Below are 17,180 nucleotides of genomic sequence, written 5' to 3' on the forward strand. Positions count from 1 at the left end.
AGATCCGTGAGCAGCACAGCAGCGATGCCAGCAGTGTCGGGGCCGATCTTGGAGATGCGCGGCATCACCAAGGAGTTCCCCGGAGTCAAAGCACTCTCCGACGTCTCGATCACCGTACGCGCGGGTGAGATCCATGCCATCTGCGGTGAGAACGGCGCCGGCAAGTCGACGTTGATGAAGGTGCTCTCCGGCGTCTACCCGTACGGCACCTACGACGGCGACATCCTGCTGTACGGCGAGGAGCAGCGCTTCAAGGACATCGTGGCCAGCGAGCAGGCCGGCATCGCGATCATCCACCAGGAGCTCGCGCTGATCCCCGAGCTGTCGATCACCGAGAACATCTTCCTCGGCAACGAGATCGCGAGCGGCGGCGTCATCGACTGGAGCGCGGCCAAGACGCGTGCCACCGAACTGCTCGCCCGCGTCGGCCTCAACGAGGACCCGGACATCGCGATCAAGCATCTCGGCGTCGGCAAGCAGCAGCTCATCGAGATCGCCAAGGCACTCAACAAGGACGTGCGCCTGCTCATCCTCGACGAGCCGACGGCGGCGCTGAACGAGAACGACTCGCAGCACCTGCTCGATCTGATCCTGGGCCTCAAGGCCAAGGGGATCGCGTCGATCATGATCAGCCACAAGCTCAACGAGATCGAGCAGATCGCCGATGAGATCACCATCATCCGCGACGGTCGCACCGTCGAGACCCTCGACATCACCAAGGGCGAGATCAACGAGGACCGCATCATCCGCGGCATGGTGGGGCGCTCCCTGGAGAGCCGTTATCCCGATCGCACCCCCGAGATCGGCGAGGTCTTCTTCGAGGTCAAGGACTGGTGGGTGCAGCATCCGACGGTCTCGGAGCGCATGGTCGTCAAGGGCTCAGGGCTCACCGTCCGCCGTGGCGAGGTCGTCGGCATCGCCGGCCTCATGGGAGCCGGACGCACCGAGTTCGCCCGCAGCATCTTCGGCCGCTCGTACGGCAACTTCCTCGGCGGCCAGATGTTCAAGGACGGCGAGGAGATCGAACTCCGCGACGTCTCCAGCGCGATCCGTCACGGCCTCGCGTACGTCAGCGAGGACCGCAAGACGCTCGGGCTGAACCTGCTGGACACGATCAAGCGCGCGATCGTGTCGGCGAAGCTCTCGAAGATCTCGACCAGGGGAGTGGTCGACGACCGCGAGGAGTTCTCGGTCGCCGAGCGGTACCGCAAGGCGCTGCGCATCAAGACGCCGACCGTGGAAGAGGGTGTCAACAAGCTCTCCGGCGGGAACCAGCAGAAGGTCGTGCTCGCCAAGTGGATGTTCACGGACCCCGATCTGCTGATCCTCGACGAGCCGACCCGCGGCATCGACGTCGGTGCCAAGTACGAGATCTACTCGATCATCAACGAACTCGCGGCATCAGGCAAGGGCGTCATCGTCATCTCCAGCGAGCTGCCAGAGCTGATGGGCATCTCCGACCGCATCTACACGATCTTCGAGGGGCGCGTCACCGACTGCATCCCCGCTGACCAGGCAACTCCGGAGGCGCTCATGCGCAGCATGACCTCCACGAATCAGAAAGCGAACGCATGAGCACCAGCACGACCCCCGAGGTCAAGAATCAGGGATTCCACTTCCGCGACATCCGCAAGATGTTCGGCGGCGCGCAGTCCTCGATGCGTCAGTTCGGCATCTTCGGCAGCCTCATCGTCATCGTCCTGCTGTTCGAGATCCTGACACTCGTGCGCAACGGCCCCAACGGTGCGACGCTCACGCCGGGCAACCTGATCAACGTCATCAACCAGTACTCCTTCATCCTGATCCTCGCGATCGGGATGGTGATGGTGATCATCATGGGCCACATCGACCTCTCGGTCGGCTCGGTCGCGGCATTCGTCGGCATCATCGTCGCGAAATCCATGGCGGAATGGAACCTCCCCTGGCCGCTCGCGATCGTGCTCGGCCTCGTCGTCGGAGCGCTGGTGGGCGCCTGGCAGGGGTTCTGGGTCGCCTACGTAGGGGTGCCGGCGTTCATCGTGACGCTGGCCGGCATGCTGTTCTTCCGCGGCGCCAACCAGTGGATCGGCAACTCGCAGTCGATCCCGGTGCCCAAGGAGTTCGTGTACATCGGCGCCGGTTACCTGCCGGAGGTCGCCCTTCCGCTCCCGTTCAACGTTCCGACCATGGCCCTCGCCCTTCTCGCAGTGGCGTGGCTGGTCTTCTGGGAGATCCGCACTCGCCGGGTCCAGCGCAAGATGGGCTCCGACCTGGCACCACTGTGGGTGAGCGTGACCAAGGTCGTGCTGCTGTCCGTGGTCGTGCTCGCCGCCGGTTGGATGTTCGCCACCGGTCGTCCAGGAACGAGCTTCCCGGTGTCCGGGCTGATCCTGCTCGCACTCGTCATCATCTACTCGTTCATCACCCGCAACACGGTCTTCGGCCGGCACATCTACGCCGTCGGCGGCAACCGCCAGGCGGCGGGTCTCTCCGGCGTGAAGGACCGCTGGGTCGACTTCTTCGTCATGATGAACATGTCCGTGCTCGCTGCCCTCGCCGGCATGATCTTCGTCGCACGTTCGCAGGCCTCCGGCCCCGGTGACGGCAACGGGTGGGAGCTCGACGCGATCGCGAGCGTGTTCATCGGCGGCGCCGCCGTCGCCGGTGGTATCGGAACCGTGATCGGCTCGATCATCGGTGGTCTCGTGATGGCGTTCCTCAACAACGGCCTTCAGCTGCTCGGTCAGGGTGCCGACGTCGTCTCGATGATCAAGGGCCTCGTGCTCCTGGTCGCGGTCGGCGTGGACGTCTGGAACAAGCAGCAGGGGCGGCCGTCGCTGATCGGGTTCATGATGCGCAAGCGCAATCGACCCGACGCCCCCAACCTCACCGACTATCCCAAGTCCAAATAATCCACACCAAGAAACAGAAAGAGATCGCATGAAGAGAATGGCATTTGCGGCCACAGCGATTGTCGCCGCGACAGCTCTCGCCCTCACCGGTTGCTCCGGCGAACGTGGCGGCGGCACCGGAGGCGGCACCGACGAGGAAGTCACCGGATTCGAAGCAGGCTCGACGATCGGTGTCGCGCTGCCGGACAAGACCAGCGAGAACTGGGTTCTGGCTGGTCAGCTGTTCACCGACGGGCTGGAGGAAGCCGGCTACAAGGCCGACGTCCAGTACGCACCTGCGAGCAACACCGTCGCCGAGCAGCAGAACCAGATCCAGACCATGGTCACCAACGGTGCCAAGGTCATCATCATCGGCGCGAAGGACGGCAAGCAGCTGGCCACGCAGGTGCAGGCGGCCAAGGATGCCGGCGCCTACGTGATCGCGTACGACCGACTGATCGAGAACACCGACGCACTCGACTACTACGTCGCGTTCGACAACTTCAAGGTCGGCAACCTCCAGGGCCAGGCCCTGCTCGACGGGCTCGCCGAGCGCGCCGGTCACGAGGCGCCGTACAACATCGAGCTGTTCTCCGGCTCGCCGGACGACGCCAACTCGGCCGTCTTCTTCGACGGTGCGATGGAGGTTCTCCAGCCGGCGATCGACGACGGCACGCTGAACGTCGTCTCGGGTCAGACCGAGATCGCCCAGACGGCGACGGAGGGCTGGCTGGCCGAGAACGCGCAGAACCGCATGGACACGCTGCTGACCGGATCGTACGGCGGTGACGTCGTGCTCGACGGCGTGCTGTCGCCGAACGACACCCTGGCCCGCGCCATCCTCACTGCTGCGCAGCAGGCGGGCAAGGGCGTTCCGGTCGTCACCGGTCAGGACTCCGAGGTCGAGTCGGTGAAGTCGATCATGGAGGGCATCCAGTACTCCACGATCAACAAGGACACCGCGCTGCTCGTGGAGCAGGCCATCAAGATGGTCGGCCAGCTGCAGAAGGGCGAGGAGGCCGAGGTCAACGACACCGAGTCCTACGACAACGGCTCGAAGGTCGTCCCGTCGTACCTGCTCGACCCGGTCATCGTCACGAAGGAGAACGCGGCAGAGGCCTACGCCAACGTTCCGACCCTCCTGGAGATCGTGGAGTCGTACAAGTAACGACTCCCATTGGGGACGCGCGAGCCGTCCGGACCATCTGGTCCGGGCGGCTCGTTCCGTCCGGCGGTGGTCAGCTCGCTGCAGGGATGCCCCTGACATCATCGACCGATGCCAGCGCGAGCTCGCAGAACATCGACTCCGCCCACGAGAACCAGGGCCGCGAGAACACCGTCGGGTCGTTGACATCGACGCTCTCGTGGATGTGCCCCGTCCCGGCATCCGTGTCGCTGATCATCCGCAGAAGGCGGATCCGCTCGGCGGGCGTCCCGACGAGGCCCTGCACTGCCAGCGCGATCGGCCAGACGCGTCCCGTCCTGGTGTGCGGACTGCCGACACCGCGCAGCGCCGAGCCGGAGAACCAATACGGGTTCTCGGGGCTCAGCACGAATTCGCGAGTCGCTTCCCAGACCCGGCGGTCGATGACGTCCGGCGCGATGAGCGGGAGCGAGAGCAGCGATGGCGTGTTGGCATCGTCCATGCACAGCACGCCGCCGAGGCCGTCCACTTCGTAGGCGTAGATGGAGGCGCCGGTCGGCCCGTCCACGATTGCGAAGCTCTCGACGCCCGCTCGCAGGTCGGCGGACAGACTCCGGGCACTCGAGGCCAGGTCCGGATCCGCGCAGACGGCCTCTGCGATCTCTGCAGCGGACAGGAGAGCCTGCGCGGCGAACAGGTTCGCGGGAATGTTGTAGCCGTAGGTGCAGGCGTCGTCCGACGGCCGGAACCCGCTCCATGTCATCCCCGTGTATCCGATCGCGGATCCCCTGCCGCCTCGCGCCAAGGTCTCGGTCGGAACCGCGGTGGCGCGTTCGAAACGGTAGGGCGAGTCTTCGTGGCGCTGTTCGAGACGCAACTGGGCGACGATCGCGCGGAGACCGGCGTGGACGACGTCATCGATGAAGTCCGTGCGTCCGGTCGTCTTCCAGAGCGTATGGGCGAGTGCGATCGGATAGCAGAGGCTGTCGATCTCGTACTTCTGCTCCCACACCGCCGGGTCCGCGCAGATGTCATCTGCGTCGTAATGCGCCCCGGTCGGCCCATCGTTGAACGCGTTCGCGTACGGGTCGTGGGCGATGAACGCGAACTGGCGCGCGACGACGGATCCGACGAGGTCGGCCAGCCACGCACTGCGGTCGAGGAACCGCAGGTACGGCGTCAGCTGAGTTGTGGAATCGCGCAACCACATGGCGGGGATGTCACCGGTTATGACGAACACCGAACCCGTCTCATCGACGCTGATCGTGCGGGTGAGCGTGCGCAGCAGGGCGGCCTCGACCAGTTCGCCGCTGCGGGCCCCGCAGACGGCGCCGACCTCTTCTGCCGCAGTCCGGAGGAGATCGACGGTGGTTCGATCAGGTGTCAGCTCCGTCAACCTGCTCATCCTGCGCTCTGCTCCTCGGTGATCAGCACTGTCGCGGCATCCTCCGGCGGATCATGCTGCGGGCTCGTCCAGGCGAGGATCTCGACCGGCGAAGGTACCGGACGGCCGGTCTCCCAGGAGCCCAGGGCATCGAGCCCGAGCGTGAACCGCACGGCGGCCGACCCACCGGCCGGCACGCGGACGCGACGGACGTCGAGCACGGTGCGCCGCCTGGGGCGCAGGCCGAGCTCGTGGCGCCGGCCGTAGAGGGGCACGGCGATCGTGGCTTCGGAGGCGGAGCCGTTCGCGACGTCCGCGACGAGCGTGCTGACGGCTCCATCGGACAGGGCACTCGCTGTCATCGACGAACGGCCGGACCGCAGGCGCACCGTGACGCCTTTTGGCATACCGGTGCCGAGGAGATGACCGACGGGGTACCGTGCGTCGACGTAGCCGCGCGCCGTCTCCCTGCGCTCGTCGTGCGCGACGGGCAGGACGCCGTCGACGGAGGGGAACGTCGCAGGAAGCAGTCCGCCGGCAACATCAGCGGATAAGGCATCCACGATCGCCTGCCCGCCGCTTGGACCAGGGAACGGAGCCACGATCAGCGCGTCTGACAGCGCAGCCACCTCGGTCAGCGGCCGGGGTCGGCCGTCGATGACGACCGTGACCACGCGCAGCGAGGCTGCACGCGCCGCCCGAAGGACGTCGAGCTGAGCCGTCGGCAGCGCCAGCTGCGACAGATCGACCCCCTCGCCGTTCGTCGTGTCGGCGGCTGGAGCGTCGACGGCTCCGTTGGCGGCGAACTCGTCGTCGTAGCTGCGGCGACTCGTCCCTCCGAGCACGACGACCGTGACATCCGCGCCTGTGCACGCCGCGGTGACCGTATCCAGTCCATCGGCGCCCAGGCCTCGGCGATGCGTCGAACCGGGGGCGAATCGCACGTTCTCGCTCCCGTACCGCCGGATCAGAGCGGAGCGCACGGTCGACGCCTCCGGATCCTCCGGCGGCCGGGGAGGGGAGTAGTCGCCCAGTTGCGCCTCGAGATCGTCGGCGTTCGGCCCCACGAGCGCGATCACGGCGGACGCGGAGATCGGGAGGGCGTCGCGGTCGTGGACGATGACGACTGATTCCTTCGCGGCCGTTGCGGCGAGCGCGATCAGTTCGCGGCCCTCGTGCGGAGATCCGCGGTGCGGATCACCGGTGCCGTCGAGGAGGCCTAGTCGCGCCTTCAAACCCAGGACGCGATCCGCCGCGGCGGTGACGTCGTCCTCATCGAGCAACCCGCGTTCCACGGCCTCCACGACATGCGTGAAGGCGTCGTCCCACAGGCTGAGGTCCACACCGGCGTGGATGGACAGTGCCGCTGCGGATGCCGCGTCGGGAGTGCAGTCCCGAAGGCGGTCGATGGCCGTCCCGTCCGCCATCACGATGCCCTCCCAGCCCCATTCCTCGCGGAGCGTGCCGGTGAGCAGCTGACGGTTCGCGCTGCAGGGGACACCGTCGATGTCGTTGTACGCGGCCATGAAGCCGGACACACCCGCTCGCGCGGCGGCGTAGGCGGGTCGCAGATGCACCTCACCCAGCTCGCGGACGCCTATCGGGGCACCAGATCCGTTGCGCCCGCCGATTCCCGCCCCCTGTGCGGCGAGATGCTTGGCGACGACCGCGACGTGCGCGCGGTCGATGGCTGCGTGCGAGCCGGTGCCCTGCATGCCGCGCACTGTCGCCTCGACGAACGCCGCAGCGATCGCCGGATCCTCGCTGAAGCACTCCTCCGCACGTCCCCACCGCGGGTCGCGCAGGACATCGAGACCGGATACCAGGGCGACATGCGTCCCGCGGGCGCGTGCCTCGGCAGCGACCTCCCCGGCCAGGTGCTCGGCGAGTTCGAGGTCCATGGTGGCGCCGAGAGCGAGATTCACCGGGAGCGTGGTCGCGCCCAGAGCCATCAGCCCGTGGGGCGCCTCTTCGACGAACAGCGTCGGGATGCCGGCACCGTTGCTGATGACGTGGTCCTGCACCGCGCGGTACGCCTCGGCACTCCGCTCGGGCGGGATGCCGTTGTCCCACCGGACCTGCGACCACGGGTCGGCGCGCAGCACACCGTAGACGGCTCCGACGCCGCCCCACCTGTCCACCTCTCGGCGGAGCACATCGGTGATCCTGGGTTCGCCGTCGATCCAGCGGACGGCCTCCCAGCCCTTGAGGCGCTGATTGATCTGTCCGACGCGTTCGCGCAGCGAGAGGTCGTTCGCAGAGGTCATCCCTTGATCGCTCCCGATACGAGCGCACGCTGCATCTGACGCTGCAGCACGGTGTAGACGAGATACACCGGGAGCAGTGTGAGCAGGGTTCCAGCCATCAGCACACCGTAATCGGTACCGGCATCCACCTTCAGGGTCGGCAGCGCGACCTGGATGGTGCGCTGTGCGGTGTCGGGGCCGATCAGGATCAGCGGGTAGAGGTACGCGTTCCAGAACGACAGGAAGTTCAGCAGCAGCACGGTGGCGATGCCGGGGATGCAGATGGGCAGGTACACCTGACGCAGCACCTGGAGCGTCGTCGCCCCGTCCATGGACGCGGCCTCCTCCAACTCTCGTGGGATCGTGCGCATGAAGGACGTGAGGATCACGATCGACAACGGGAGCGCCGTGGCAGGCAGGAGGAGCACGACGAACGTGCGGGTGTGGAACAGGCCGAGCGCTGCGGCCAGCAGGAAGGTGGGGAACAAGGCCGCAAACGACGGGATCAGGAAACCGAGGCTGAACACGGTCTCGATGACCCTGCCCACTCGTCCCTTCGCCCTGGCAAGGGCGAAGGACGCCGGAAGCGCGAGCAGCAGCGTGAGGATGAGGGCGCAGACCGTCGTGAGGGCGGAGTTCGCTATCGCGAGCCAGAGGTCGGCCTGTTGGATCGCGATGGCGAAGTTCGACAGGTCCCACTGCGTCGGCAATGCGAGCGGAGACTCGAAGATCTCCTCGTTCGTCTTGAACGACGAGGTGATGAAGTAATAAAACGGGATGAGCAGCGCGGCGGCATAGAGCCACGCGAGCGTCCCGCTGGTGATCGATCCCACGCGGTCGCGCAGCGGGAGGACAGTGCGTCGTGCCATGAGGTTCGCCTTCGTCCGAGGTCAGTGGGTTGCGCGCAGGAAGCGGCGGATGAGGCCCATTCCCACCAGCCCGATGATGAACAGGATCACACCGACTGCCTGGCTGTAGCCGAGATCGGTCTCGACGAAGGCCTTGCGGTAGATGAGGTAGGACAGCGTCATCGTGGAGTTGCCCGGCCCGCCCTGGGTCAGCAGCAGCACGGTCTGCGCGGAGTTGAACAACAGGGACAGGAACTGCAGCATCGTGACGACGCCGATGAAGTCCTGGGCGATCGGCCAGTACATCCGCCATGCGATACGCCAGTCCCCGGCACCGTCCACGCGTGCCGCCTGGATCATCTCGGAGTCGACGCCGTCCAGTCGCGCGGCGATGAGCACGGCCGAATATCCGATGCCGCTCCACAGTTCGACGGCGATGATCGCCCCCAGGGCGGTGCTCGGATCAGCGAGCCAGGCGTTGCCCTCGAGTCCGAGCGGTCGCAGGACGCCGTTGACCAGGCCGTCCGGGTTGAGCATGGCGTAGAACACCATGGCGGTGGCAGGGGCCGAGATGAGAGCGGGGATGAAGAGCAGATAGCGCAGGACGCGGTGCCCCGGCGGCTTCTGCACGACGTAGAACGCGAGCAGGAATGCCAGCACGATCATGATCGGCAGCCCGATGATGATCTGGATCGCCGAGTTGCCCAGAGCGGCCCAAAACGTGGTGTCGGCGAACACAGCGGAGAAGTTCGCCCATCCGGCGGCGGTCGGGGTCTCGAGCATCCCTGGCCAGTCGAGGAACGCGATCACGAAGATCGCGACGACGGGCCCGATCATGAACACGGCGTACCAGATCAGGGCAGGCAGGGCCAGACCGGGGAAGCGCTCGCGCAAGGTGGAGCGGCGTCGTGGCACGGGCCCTCGTGGTTCGGAGGATGCGGGTGCGGTGGGAGATGGGGCGAGCGCGGTCATCATTGTCCTTCCGGGCCGTCAGGCCGCGTCGTAGGCCTTCTCGAACGTGTCGATGATCTGATCGACAGAGGCGGTGCCGTACGCCATCGCCGTGGCGCGGATCATCGGCTCGAACACGGCATCGGGGATGAGTAGATCGGGGAGCATCACCGGGGTCACCTGGTCGGTCGTCAGCTGCGACGCCTGCGCGACGAGCGGGAAGTCGGTGCTCACGACATCCGTGACCCTGCTCATGTCGCGTCCCGAGCCGAGGATGAATTCCTTCGTGACCTCCGGACTGTAGAGGTTCTGGATGAACGGCTTGAGCAGATCGAGCTTCTCCGCGCCGTTCGTGCTGATCCAGATCCCGTGCCCGTTGTAGCTCTGGATCACGCTCGGATGGGCGAGGACGCCGCCTCGGGATGGCTTCGGCCAGCCGCCGACGACCACCTCTGCCGCCCGCTCCGCCGGCACGAGTGCCAGTGCCGACGACATCGCAGGGACGATGGCTGCTTTGCGGGTGTTGAACTGGGTGAGTTCGGAGTCCGAGGTGTACCCCTGCACGTTGTCGACGAAGACCCCGGCGTCGCGGAGCTCGACGAAATGCTCGACTCCGGCGATCGCACCTGGACTCTCGGAGAGTTTGCCGCTCGAGAATGCTCGACTGGCTTCTTCCTTGGTGAGGAAGCCCTGCAGGATCTGCAGGAACATCTTCTGCCCGCTCCAGTCGGAGCCGCCGACCGTGACGGGACCGATCCCCTTGGACCGGAGCGCATCGGCGACCGCGATGAGTTCATCCGTCGTGGTTGGCAACTGCACGCCGGCTTCGTCGAGCAGGCCGACGTTGAACGAGACGGGCCAGTTCGTTCGTGTGAAGGGGAATGCGCGGAGGTGGCCGTCCTCGTCCGTCCACTCCTCGATCGCCTCCGGAATGATCTTGTCGCGCAGACCCCATTCGTCGAGAAGGTCTTCGACCGGGATCGTCGCCTCGAGACGCGTCCACGACAGGGTGCGTCCCTGCAGGTTGACCATCGCGATGTCGGCCTCCTTGCCGGCGAGGGCGCTCGTCTCGAACACGATCGGCAGATCGGATCCGTTCTTGAGCAGTGCGACGGTCTGATCGTTCGCGCGCTGGTATGCGGCCACCACGTCGGAGAACACCTGCGCACCCGAGACGGCACCGCTGAGCTGCGTGTGCACGGAAAAGGCGCCCGGCGCGCTCGACGCGGGCATGAGCGGGCCGCACCCTGCCAGCAACGGTGTCACGACGCCGGTTCCGATCAACGCACCGAGGAACGTGCGCCTGCTGATGCCTTCGGACAAGGAGACCTCCTGAGAGCTGCGGTGCATCTGATAGGGGATGATGGTCGCTCGTTCGGGATTTAGTAAAGCGGTACACATCAACTGGCGGCTAATGTATACCGCTTTACATTCAACGGTCAAGCCCCTAATCTCTCTCATGAGATGAACGAGAAGAAACCAGCCCGAGTCACCATCGCCGCCGTCGCCGCGCGAGCGGGCGTCTCCCCGTCCGCCGTCTCGCATGTCTTCAACGGGCGCCCCAATGTCTCGGAGGCGACAGCTGCCCGCATCCGGGAGGCCGCGGACCAACTGAACTGGCGCCCGAACTACGCCAGCCGCAAAGTCGGAGGGCAGGGAGGGCGCAGCCTCGGGCTCGTCGTATCGCGAGTCGGAGGCAGATTCGAGCGCGATCCGTTCTTCATGAGGCTGATCGCCGGGCTCACGCAGCCGTTGGCAGAGATCGACTGGTCGCTCTCTCTCACCCTCGTACGTGCAGAAGACGAGCAGCGCGTCTATCGGGAATGGTGGAGCGAGCGGCGCGTGGACGCCTTTCTCCTCGTCGACGTCCGCGACGACGACCCTCGTCTCGCGCACGTGAGAGAACTCGGAGTCCCCGCTGTGCTGCTGGGTGCGCCGATCGACGACGCCGTCCCCGCGGTGACAGTGAGCGACGAGACGGCGTACGACCAGGTGCTCACTCACCTCGGCGACCTCGGACATCGGCAGATCGCACGCGTGAGCGATTCTCCCGGACTCGTGCACGCCCGCGACCGCGACCGTCGCTTCACCGAGGCCGCGCGGCGAAGCGGCATCGCCGCAGAAGTGCTGCGATGGGATCCGGCGACCTCCGATCCCGTTGCAGATCTGCTGCACCGCGCCGGCGGGGCCACCGCGCTCGTCGTGGACAGCGAGGCGATGGCCGCGGAGATCGTCGCGCATGCGCCGGAGATCGGGGTACGCGTACCGGAGCAGCTCTCCGTCGTGGCGTGGGAGGACTCCTGGGTCTCGACGCTGGTCCGGCCGCGTCTGACGGCCCTCGACGCGCCAGTGGAGGAGAGCGCCCGCACCGCAGTGCAGATGCTGCGAAAGCTCGTCGACGGCGAGGAGGTCTCCTCGCAGACCGTGTCCGGCCGTCGACTCATCGTTCGTGAATCGACCGCATCACCCGCAAAGCAAGAAGGATGAGACTCACAGTGACTGACCGCACTCCGCGATTCGGAGCGAACTACACGCCCTCCAAGGACTGGATGTTCCAGTGGATGGGGATCGACCCGGATGTCGTGCGCGCCGACTTCCAAGCGCTCGCGGGTCTAGGCATCGACCACGTCAGAGTCTTCCCACTGTGGCCTGTGCTCCAGCCGAACCGGACTCTGATCCGGAAGAAGGCGCTGGATGACATCGCACTGGTCGCCGACATCGCCGCCGAGTTCGGACTGGACATCGCTGTGGACGTCATCCAGGGCCACATGTCCGGGTTCGATTTCGTGCCGGCGTGGCTGGTGAACTGGCATGACGGCAACATGTTCGTCGACGAGGCCGCGATCGCCGCGCAGGCCGAACTGGTCGCGGCCGTGTACGACGCGGTCAGGGATCGTCCCAACCTGATCGGGTTGACCCTCGGGAACGAGCTCAACCAATTCCAGCTCCCGAATCCGTCGGCGATGCCGGCGGACAGCGACCAGATCGGTCACTGGCTGTCCTCTCTCCTGACAGCGCCGTCGGATCCTGACCCGCGCCACCTCATCACGCACAGCGAGAACGACCATCTCTGGTACCGCGACGGGCACCCTTTCCTTCCCGTTCACGCGTCCCGCCTCGGCGACATCACCACGGTCCACTCATGGATCTTCAACGGAACGGCGGCGACCTACGGCGGGTTGTCTGCGCAGTCCGTGCGCCATGCGGAGTGGATGATCGAGCTCTCCAAGGCGTTCGCGACCGATCCCGGGCGTCAGGTCTGGCTGCAGGAGGTCGGCGCTCCTTCGCTGAATCTCGCGGATGAGGAGATGCCGGAGTTCGCGGCGCGCACCGTGACGGCCGCCCTCAGCGCGCCGGGGCTGTACGGCATCACATGGTGGTGCTCGCATGACGTGTCCCGCGCACTCGGGGACTACAAGGAGCTCGAGTACTCACTCGGTCTCCTCGACGTCGACAACGCGGTGAAGCCGCTCGGGCGGGAGTTCGCGGACCTCATCGCGCGAGCACGCGCCGGCGAGCTCCCGATCGCGGAACCGCGCAGCGTCGGCGTCGTCGTCGACGTGGATGATGACGATCTTCCCGTCACTCGTACGGATCTGGCACCCGGCGGAGCGGTCTTCGAAAGGTGGCACGAACTGCGCGAGCAGGGCGAGGCTGTCACGGTCATCACGTCTCGCACAGCGGCGGATGCCGGGCGACTCGCGGATCTCGGAATCACCTCGGTGGACCTGACGCGCTCGGTGTGACGGCGCGCGGACCGCGATCAGCCGCCAGCGCGGCGCAGATGCAGTTCGCGGAGTTCGTCGGCGAACGCGGCGACGGGCCCCGCGACGGGAACACCGGGAGCGACGGTCCCTATGGGCAGGGCAGCGACAGGGGAGGGCGCTGCGCCGCGCTCAGCGCTCCACTCCACGAGCTGCGCGGAGCTCGCGGCGTAGACGATGCGCCCGAGTCCCATCCATGCGTGCGCCGCCGCGCACATCGGACAGTGCTCACCCGAGGTGAAGACGGTGCTCGACGCGCGCTCTTCGGGCGTGAGGTTCGACGCCGACCAGCGCGCGATCTCGAATTCCGGATGGCGCGTCTGATCTCCGTGCTTGACGCGGTTGCGGTCTTCGAACCGCACGGCGCCCTGCGCATCCACCAGGACGGACCCGAACGGCTCGTCGCCGTCCTCGAGCGCCTCGCGGGCGAGATCGACGCACCGGCGAAGGTGCGCGTGTTCGACTTCGGTGGGCAGGTAGAACGTCGTCATGGCACCGAGGCTAGCAATCAGCCGACTGCCGTAGCCTTGGAGTGACATGGCACATCTTCTCGGGGCCGAGGGCCTCCATCTGGAATATCCGACCAAGGTCGTCTTCGACTCCATCACCCTCGGCATCGAGGAGGGCGATCGCATCGGGATCGTCGGGCGCAACGGCGACGGCAAGTCCTCTCTGCTCGCGATGCTCGCGGGACGCAAGGAACCGGATGCCGGACGTGTGACGATGCGAGCGGGCACCACGGTCGGCGTGCTGGATCAGGCCGACACCCTCGACGACTCCCTCACGATCGCGCAGTCGGTCGTCGGCGACTTGGAGGAGTACGAGTGGGCCGGCGATGCCCGCGTGCGCGATGTCATCCAAGGGCTGCTCGCCGACCTGGACTGGAACGCGCAGGTGCTGGGCCTCAGCGGCGGACAGCGACGCCGTGTCGCCCTCGCCGCTCTGCTCGTCAAGGACTGGGACATCGTCGCGCTCGACGAGCCGACCAACCACCTGGATGTCGAGGCGATCACCTGGCTCGCGGGCCATCTGAAGAAGCGCTGGGCCGTGAATTCGGGCGCGTTCCTCGTCGTCACGCACGATCGATGGTTCCTCGACGAGGTCTGCACCGAGACGTGGGAGGTGCACGACCGGATCGTCGAGCCCTTCGAGGGCGGCTACGCGGCGTACATCCTGCAGCGCGTGGAACGCGACCGCATGTCGGCCGCGACCGAGGCGAAGCGCCAGAATCTCGCTCGCAAGGAGCTCGCATGGCTGCGCCGTGGAGCGCCGGCCCGCACGAGCAAGCCGAAGTTCCGCATCGACGCGGCGAACGAACTGATCGAGGATGTGCCGGAGATCCGCGACAAGGTGTCGCTGCAGTCCCTCGCCGTCTCTCGCCTCGGCAAGGACGTCGTCGACCTGCTGGACGCCGGCGTGCAGTACGGCGACCGCGAGGTACTGCGCGACGTGGAGTGGCGCATCGCGCCCGGCGAGCGCACCGGCATCCTGGGCGTCAACGGTGCAGGCAAGTCGACCCTGCTCGGTCTCGTCGCCGGCACGATCGAGCCGACCAGCGGTCGGGTCAAACGCGGAACGACGGTCAAGGTGAAGACCCTGACGCAGCGGATCGATGAGCTGACAGCGGTGTGGAACGATCCGGTGCGCAAGGTGATCGAGGGCCTGCGCACGGAGTACACCTTCGGCACAGGGTCCAAGTCGCAGTCGCTCACACCCGGCCAACTGCTCGAGCGCCTCGGATTCTCATCCGCGCAGCTCTCGACGCCCGTGAAGGACCTCTCCGGTGGACAGCAGCGCCGCCTGCAGCTGCTGCTGGTGCTGCTCGAGCAGCCCAACGTGCTGATCCTCGACGAGCCGACCAACGACATGGACACCGACATGCTCGCCGCCATCGAGGACCTGCTGGACTCCTGGCCCGGCACGCTGCTCGTGGTGAGCCACGACCGGTACTTCCTCGAGCGCGTCACAGATCAGCAGTTCGCCGTCATGGGCGGACGACTGCGCCACCTGCCGGGCGGAGTGGACGAGTACCTGCGTCTTCGGACGGCCGAGCAGAGCGGGGCACCGTCCGCGACCAAGGCGTCGACATCGAAGCCGGGTCTCGACGGCGCGGCGCTGCGCGCTGCGCAGAAGGAGATCGCTGCAGCGGAGCGCAAGATCCAGAAGCTCACCCAGCAGATCGACAAGGCGAAGCACGCGCTCGTGGAGCACGACCAATCCGACTACGAAGGCCTCGCCGAGAAGATGAAGCGGATCAGTGCCCTCGAGGCCGAGGTCGAGGAGAACGAGACGCGCTGGCTCGAGCTCACCGATCAGCTCGGCTGAGCCCCGGAGGGTCAGAGCGGAAGCGTTCGCAGCTCGAGCATGGTCGCGAAACGCGCCTCCGGATCATCGAGGTCGATGCCGCTGACCTCCACGGCCCTGCGCAGTCGATAGCGGAACGTGTTCGGGTGGACGAAGCATGCCGCCGCGGCGCTCCTCACGTCGCCGAAGCTGTCCAGCCAAGCGGCGAGCGTCTGCACCAGACGCGCGTCACTGCGCGCGTCGTACTCGAGGAGACGCTCGAGCGCCGTCGAGACGACATCGCCGCGCGACGAGCGTAGATCGCGCAGCTCGAGCACGAGCGACTCGGTCTCCACCTCCGAGATCCTGGCGATCGTGCGCTGTCCGCGGCTCTCGGTCAGAACGCGCAGCACGCGTCGCGCCTGCGTCTGCGAGCGGGCGATGTCGGCGACGGACTGCGCAGGCTGCCCGATCCCGATCAGTGCGGGAAGGCGCGGTCCCACCCGCTGCAGGAAGTCCTCGGCCAGGCGCGTAGAGCGCTCCTCCGCCGCCACATCGGCGACGGGCAGGATGCCGTAGACGGTGTCTCCGACGAGCGCCACCGCCGCTCCGCGCTGCACGGCCGACAGGTGCAGCGCGAGCGCATCGGTGAGCCTCTCGCGGTCCGCGATGAGGTCCTGATCGCTTCGCGGCACGCCGTCCTGAGCCGGGGCGAGCATAGCCGCGGCGACGCAGACGCGCTGACCGGCCAGGCCCAATCGGCCGAGAGCGTCGCGCGCCCCGACGCCGCCGTCAACCGCCCTGCTCACGAGCTCGGCGCGCAGACGGCGTTCGGCATCCGCTCCTGCGCGGACGCGCAGCAGATGCAGGGCGACGAGCTTCGCGGCATCGCGCAGGGTGGAGGTGCGCTCCGGTGTGAGAGGTCCGTCCATGGCCGCCCAGATCGACCCCAGAACCTCATCGCCCGCCCGCACGGCGATCGCGATGCGCTGCGTCGTCACCCCCTGACCGAGATCCATCGGATCGATCACGACGGGGACGTCGTCGCGATACAGATCGCGGAACACGCCCATCTCGGTGAGAGCCCGCGCGTAACGATCCGGCACCTGGCGCCCGATGATCGTCTCGACCCTCGACTCGTCCGCCGCCTCCTGGCCGCCGGAGAACGCGAGCACCCGCGAGGATCGATCTTCGATCGTGACGGGAGCATCCAGGAGGGCCGCGATCGCATTCGCGACGGCGAAGAGGTCCCCAGCGGAGACGCCCCCGAGCGACTCCGACGGTGTGCGCCCGACGTCGTCCTCCGAGAGCACGGAGCGCAGGAGCGCCGCCAGCTGCGTCCAGGTGGCTCCGCGCGCGAGGCCGAGGATGGCGACACGGGCATCATCCGCCGCCATGAGGACAGCATCCGGAAGATCTGTCGACGCCCGCACCACCACAGCCACGGCGCCGCGTTCTCCGGCGTCCGTCACCAGCGCCGCCAGTGCCGCAGGATCCTGCATCCCGACGGCGAGGACGATCGCATCCGGCGGATACACCGGTTCGTCGACCGGATCGTGGATCAGCACACCGCCGATCTGCTGATCCACATCGATGGCGCCGTGGGCGACGTCGAGGAGGGTCACGCCGAGGTCGTCGTAGACACGACCCCAGCTCGACCGGGTCAGCGAGCTCATGTCCGCGAGCATAA

Annotated in this window: 13 protein-coding genes; 6 read left to right on the forward strand and 7 right to left on the reverse strand. The window is 67.0% G+C overall.

The window, feature by feature from the left end; all coding sequences use genetic code 11:
* The first annotated feature begins 24 nt into the window (after positions 1–24).
* Genes mmsA through ACYVG2_RS17405 form a run of 3 tightly spaced genes read left to right on the forward strand, consistent with a single transcriptional unit; the run spans position 25 to position 4,038 of the window.
* Positions 25–1,575, forward strand: coding sequence for a multiple monosaccharide ABC transporter ATP-binding protein (gene mmsA, locus ACYVG2_RS17395; RefSeq protein ID WP_448967801.1), 1,551 nt, complete (start codon positions 25–27; stop codon positions 1,573–1,575).
* Positions 1,572–2,891, forward strand: coding sequence for a multiple monosaccharide ABC transporter permease (mmsB, locus tag ACYVG2_RS17400; RefSeq protein ID WP_460782142.1), 1,320 nt, complete (start codon positions 1,572–1,574; stop codon positions 2,889–2,891). Before mmsA ends, mmsB begins: the two co-directional genes overlap by 4 nt.
* A gap of 28 nt (positions 2,892–2,919) precedes the next feature.
* Positions 2,920–4,038 (forward strand): substrate-binding domain-containing protein, encoded by a 1,119-nt coding sequence (locus ACYVG2_RS17405; RefSeq protein ID WP_460782143.1) that lies wholly within the window; start codon positions 2,920–2,922, stop codon positions 4,036–4,038.
* A gap of 70 nt (positions 4,039–4,108) precedes the next feature.
* Here ACYVG2_RS17405 and ACYVG2_RS17410 read toward each other — a convergent pair whose 3' ends face one another.
* The 5 genes from ACYVG2_RS17410 to ACYVG2_RS17430 all read right to left on the reverse strand — a co-directional run bounded on the left by ACYVG2_RS17410 (position 4,109) and on the right by ACYVG2_RS17430 (position 10,766).
* Positions 4,109–5,419: a glycoside hydrolase family 125 protein gene (locus ACYVG2_RS17410; protein WP_460782144.1), complete on the reverse strand. Its 1,311-nt coding sequence runs from the start codon at positions 5,417–5,419 to the stop codon at positions 4,109–4,111.
* Positions 5,416–7,665 carry a glycoside hydrolase family 3 protein gene (locus tag ACYVG2_RS17415; RefSeq protein ID WP_460782145.1) on the reverse strand — a complete coding sequence of 750 codons (2,250 nt, stop codon included), beginning with the start codon at positions 7,663–7,665 and terminating at the stop codon, positions 5,416–5,418. The genes ACYVG2_RS17410 and ACYVG2_RS17415 overlap by 4 nt, the downstream gene beginning before the upstream one ends.
* Positions 7,662–8,513 (reverse strand): carbohydrate ABC transporter permease, encoded by an 852-nt coding sequence (locus tag ACYVG2_RS17420; protein WP_460782146.1) that lies wholly within the window; start codon positions 8,511–8,513, stop codon positions 7,662–7,664. Before ACYVG2_RS17420 ends, ACYVG2_RS17415 begins: the two co-directional genes overlap by 4 nt.
* A 21-nt stretch (positions 8,514–8,534) precedes the next feature.
* Complete coding sequence (locus ACYVG2_RS17425) at positions 8,535–9,407, reverse strand: carbohydrate ABC transporter permease (RefSeq protein WP_460782147.1); 873 nt, start codon at positions 9,405–9,407, stop codon at positions 8,535–8,537.
* A 75-nt stretch (positions 9,408–9,482) separates the two neighbouring features.
* Positions 9,483–10,766, reverse strand: a complete 1,284-nt coding sequence (locus ACYVG2_RS17430; RefSeq protein ID WP_460782148.1) for an ABC transporter substrate-binding protein — start codon at positions 10,764–10,766, stop codon at positions 9,483–9,485.
* Between the two features lie 141 nt (positions 10,767–10,907).
* Here ACYVG2_RS17430 and ACYVG2_RS17435 point away from each other — a divergent pair, with 141 nt between their 5' ends.
* Complete coding sequence (locus ACYVG2_RS17435; protein ID WP_460782149.1) at positions 10,908–11,930, forward strand: LacI family DNA-binding transcriptional regulator; 1,023 nt, start codon at positions 10,908–10,910, stop codon at positions 11,928–11,930.
* Positions 11,931–11,938: 8 nt separating this feature from the next.
* Positions 11,939–13,189 carry a glycoside hydrolase 5 family protein gene (locus ACYVG2_RS17440; RefSeq protein ID WP_460782150.1) on the forward strand — a complete coding sequence of 417 codons (1,251 nt, stop codon included), beginning with the start codon at positions 11,939–11,941 and terminating at the stop codon, positions 13,187–13,189.
* Between the two features lie 17 nt (positions 13,190–13,206).
* Here the strand turns inward: ACYVG2_RS17440 and ACYVG2_RS17445 are convergent, their stop codons facing one another.
* Entirely contained in the window at positions 13,207–13,698 is a 492-nt protein-coding gene (locus tag ACYVG2_RS17445) for a nucleoside deaminase (RefSeq protein WP_460782151.1), read from the reverse strand.
* Between the two features lie 46 nt (positions 13,699–13,744).
* On the opposite strand from ACYVG2_RS17445, the gene ACYVG2_RS17450 reads away from it, so the two are divergent.
* Entirely contained in the window at positions 13,745–15,532 is a 1,788-nt protein-coding gene (locus tag ACYVG2_RS17450; protein WP_460782152.1) for an ABC-F family ATP-binding cassette domain-containing protein, read from the forward strand.
* 11 nt (positions 15,533–15,543) lie between these two features.
* Here ACYVG2_RS17450 and ACYVG2_RS17455 read toward each other — a convergent pair whose 3' ends face one another.
* Positions 15,544–17,166 (reverse strand): PucR family transcriptional regulator, encoded by a 1,623-nt coding sequence (locus ACYVG2_RS17455; protein WP_460782153.1) that lies wholly within the window; start codon positions 17,164–17,166, stop codon positions 15,544–15,546.
* Between the last annotated feature and the right edge of the window lie 14 nt (positions 17,167–17,180).

This window comes from Microbacterium shaanxiense, assembly GCF_054779995.1.

Bases quoted from the DNA above. Each gene is read 5' to 3' on its own strand.
- mmsA (WP_448967801.1), top strand. From the start codon at position 25: ATGCCAGCAGTGTCGGGGCCGATCTTGGAGATGCGCGGCATCACCAAG.
- mmsB (WP_460782142.1), top strand. From the start codon at position 1,572: ATGAGCACCAGCACGACCCCCGAGGTCAAGAATCAGGGATTCCACTTC.
- ACYVG2_RS17405 (WP_460782143.1), top strand. From the start codon at position 2,920: ATGAAGAGAATGGCATTTGCGGCCACAGCGATTGTCGCCGCGACAGCT.
- ACYVG2_RS17410 (WP_460782144.1), bottom strand. From the start codon at position 5,419: ATGAGCAGGTTGACGGAGCTGACACCTGATCGAACCACCGTCGATCTC.
- ACYVG2_RS17415 (WP_460782145.1), bottom strand. From the start codon at position 7,665: ATGACCTCTGCGAACGACCTCTCGCTGCGCGAACGCGTCGGACAGATC.
- ACYVG2_RS17420 (WP_460782146.1), bottom strand. From the start codon at position 8,513: ATGGCACGACGCACTGTCCTCCCGCTGCGCGACCGCGTGGGATCGATC.
- ACYVG2_RS17435 (WP_460782149.1), top strand. From the start codon at position 10,908: ATGAACGAGAAGAAACCAGCCCGAGTCACCATCGCCGCCGTCGCCGCG.
- ACYVG2_RS17445 (WP_460782151.1), bottom strand. From the start codon at position 13,698: ATGACGACGTTCTACCTGCCCACCGAAGTCGAACACGCGCACCTTCGC.
- ACYVG2_RS17450 (WP_460782152.1), top strand. From the start codon at position 13,745: ATGGCACATCTTCTCGGGGCCGAGGGCCTCCATCTGGAATATCCGACC.
- ACYVG2_RS17455 (WP_460782153.1), bottom strand. From the start codon at position 17,166: ATGAGCTCGCTGACCCGGTCGAGCTGGGGTCGTGTCTACGACGACCTC.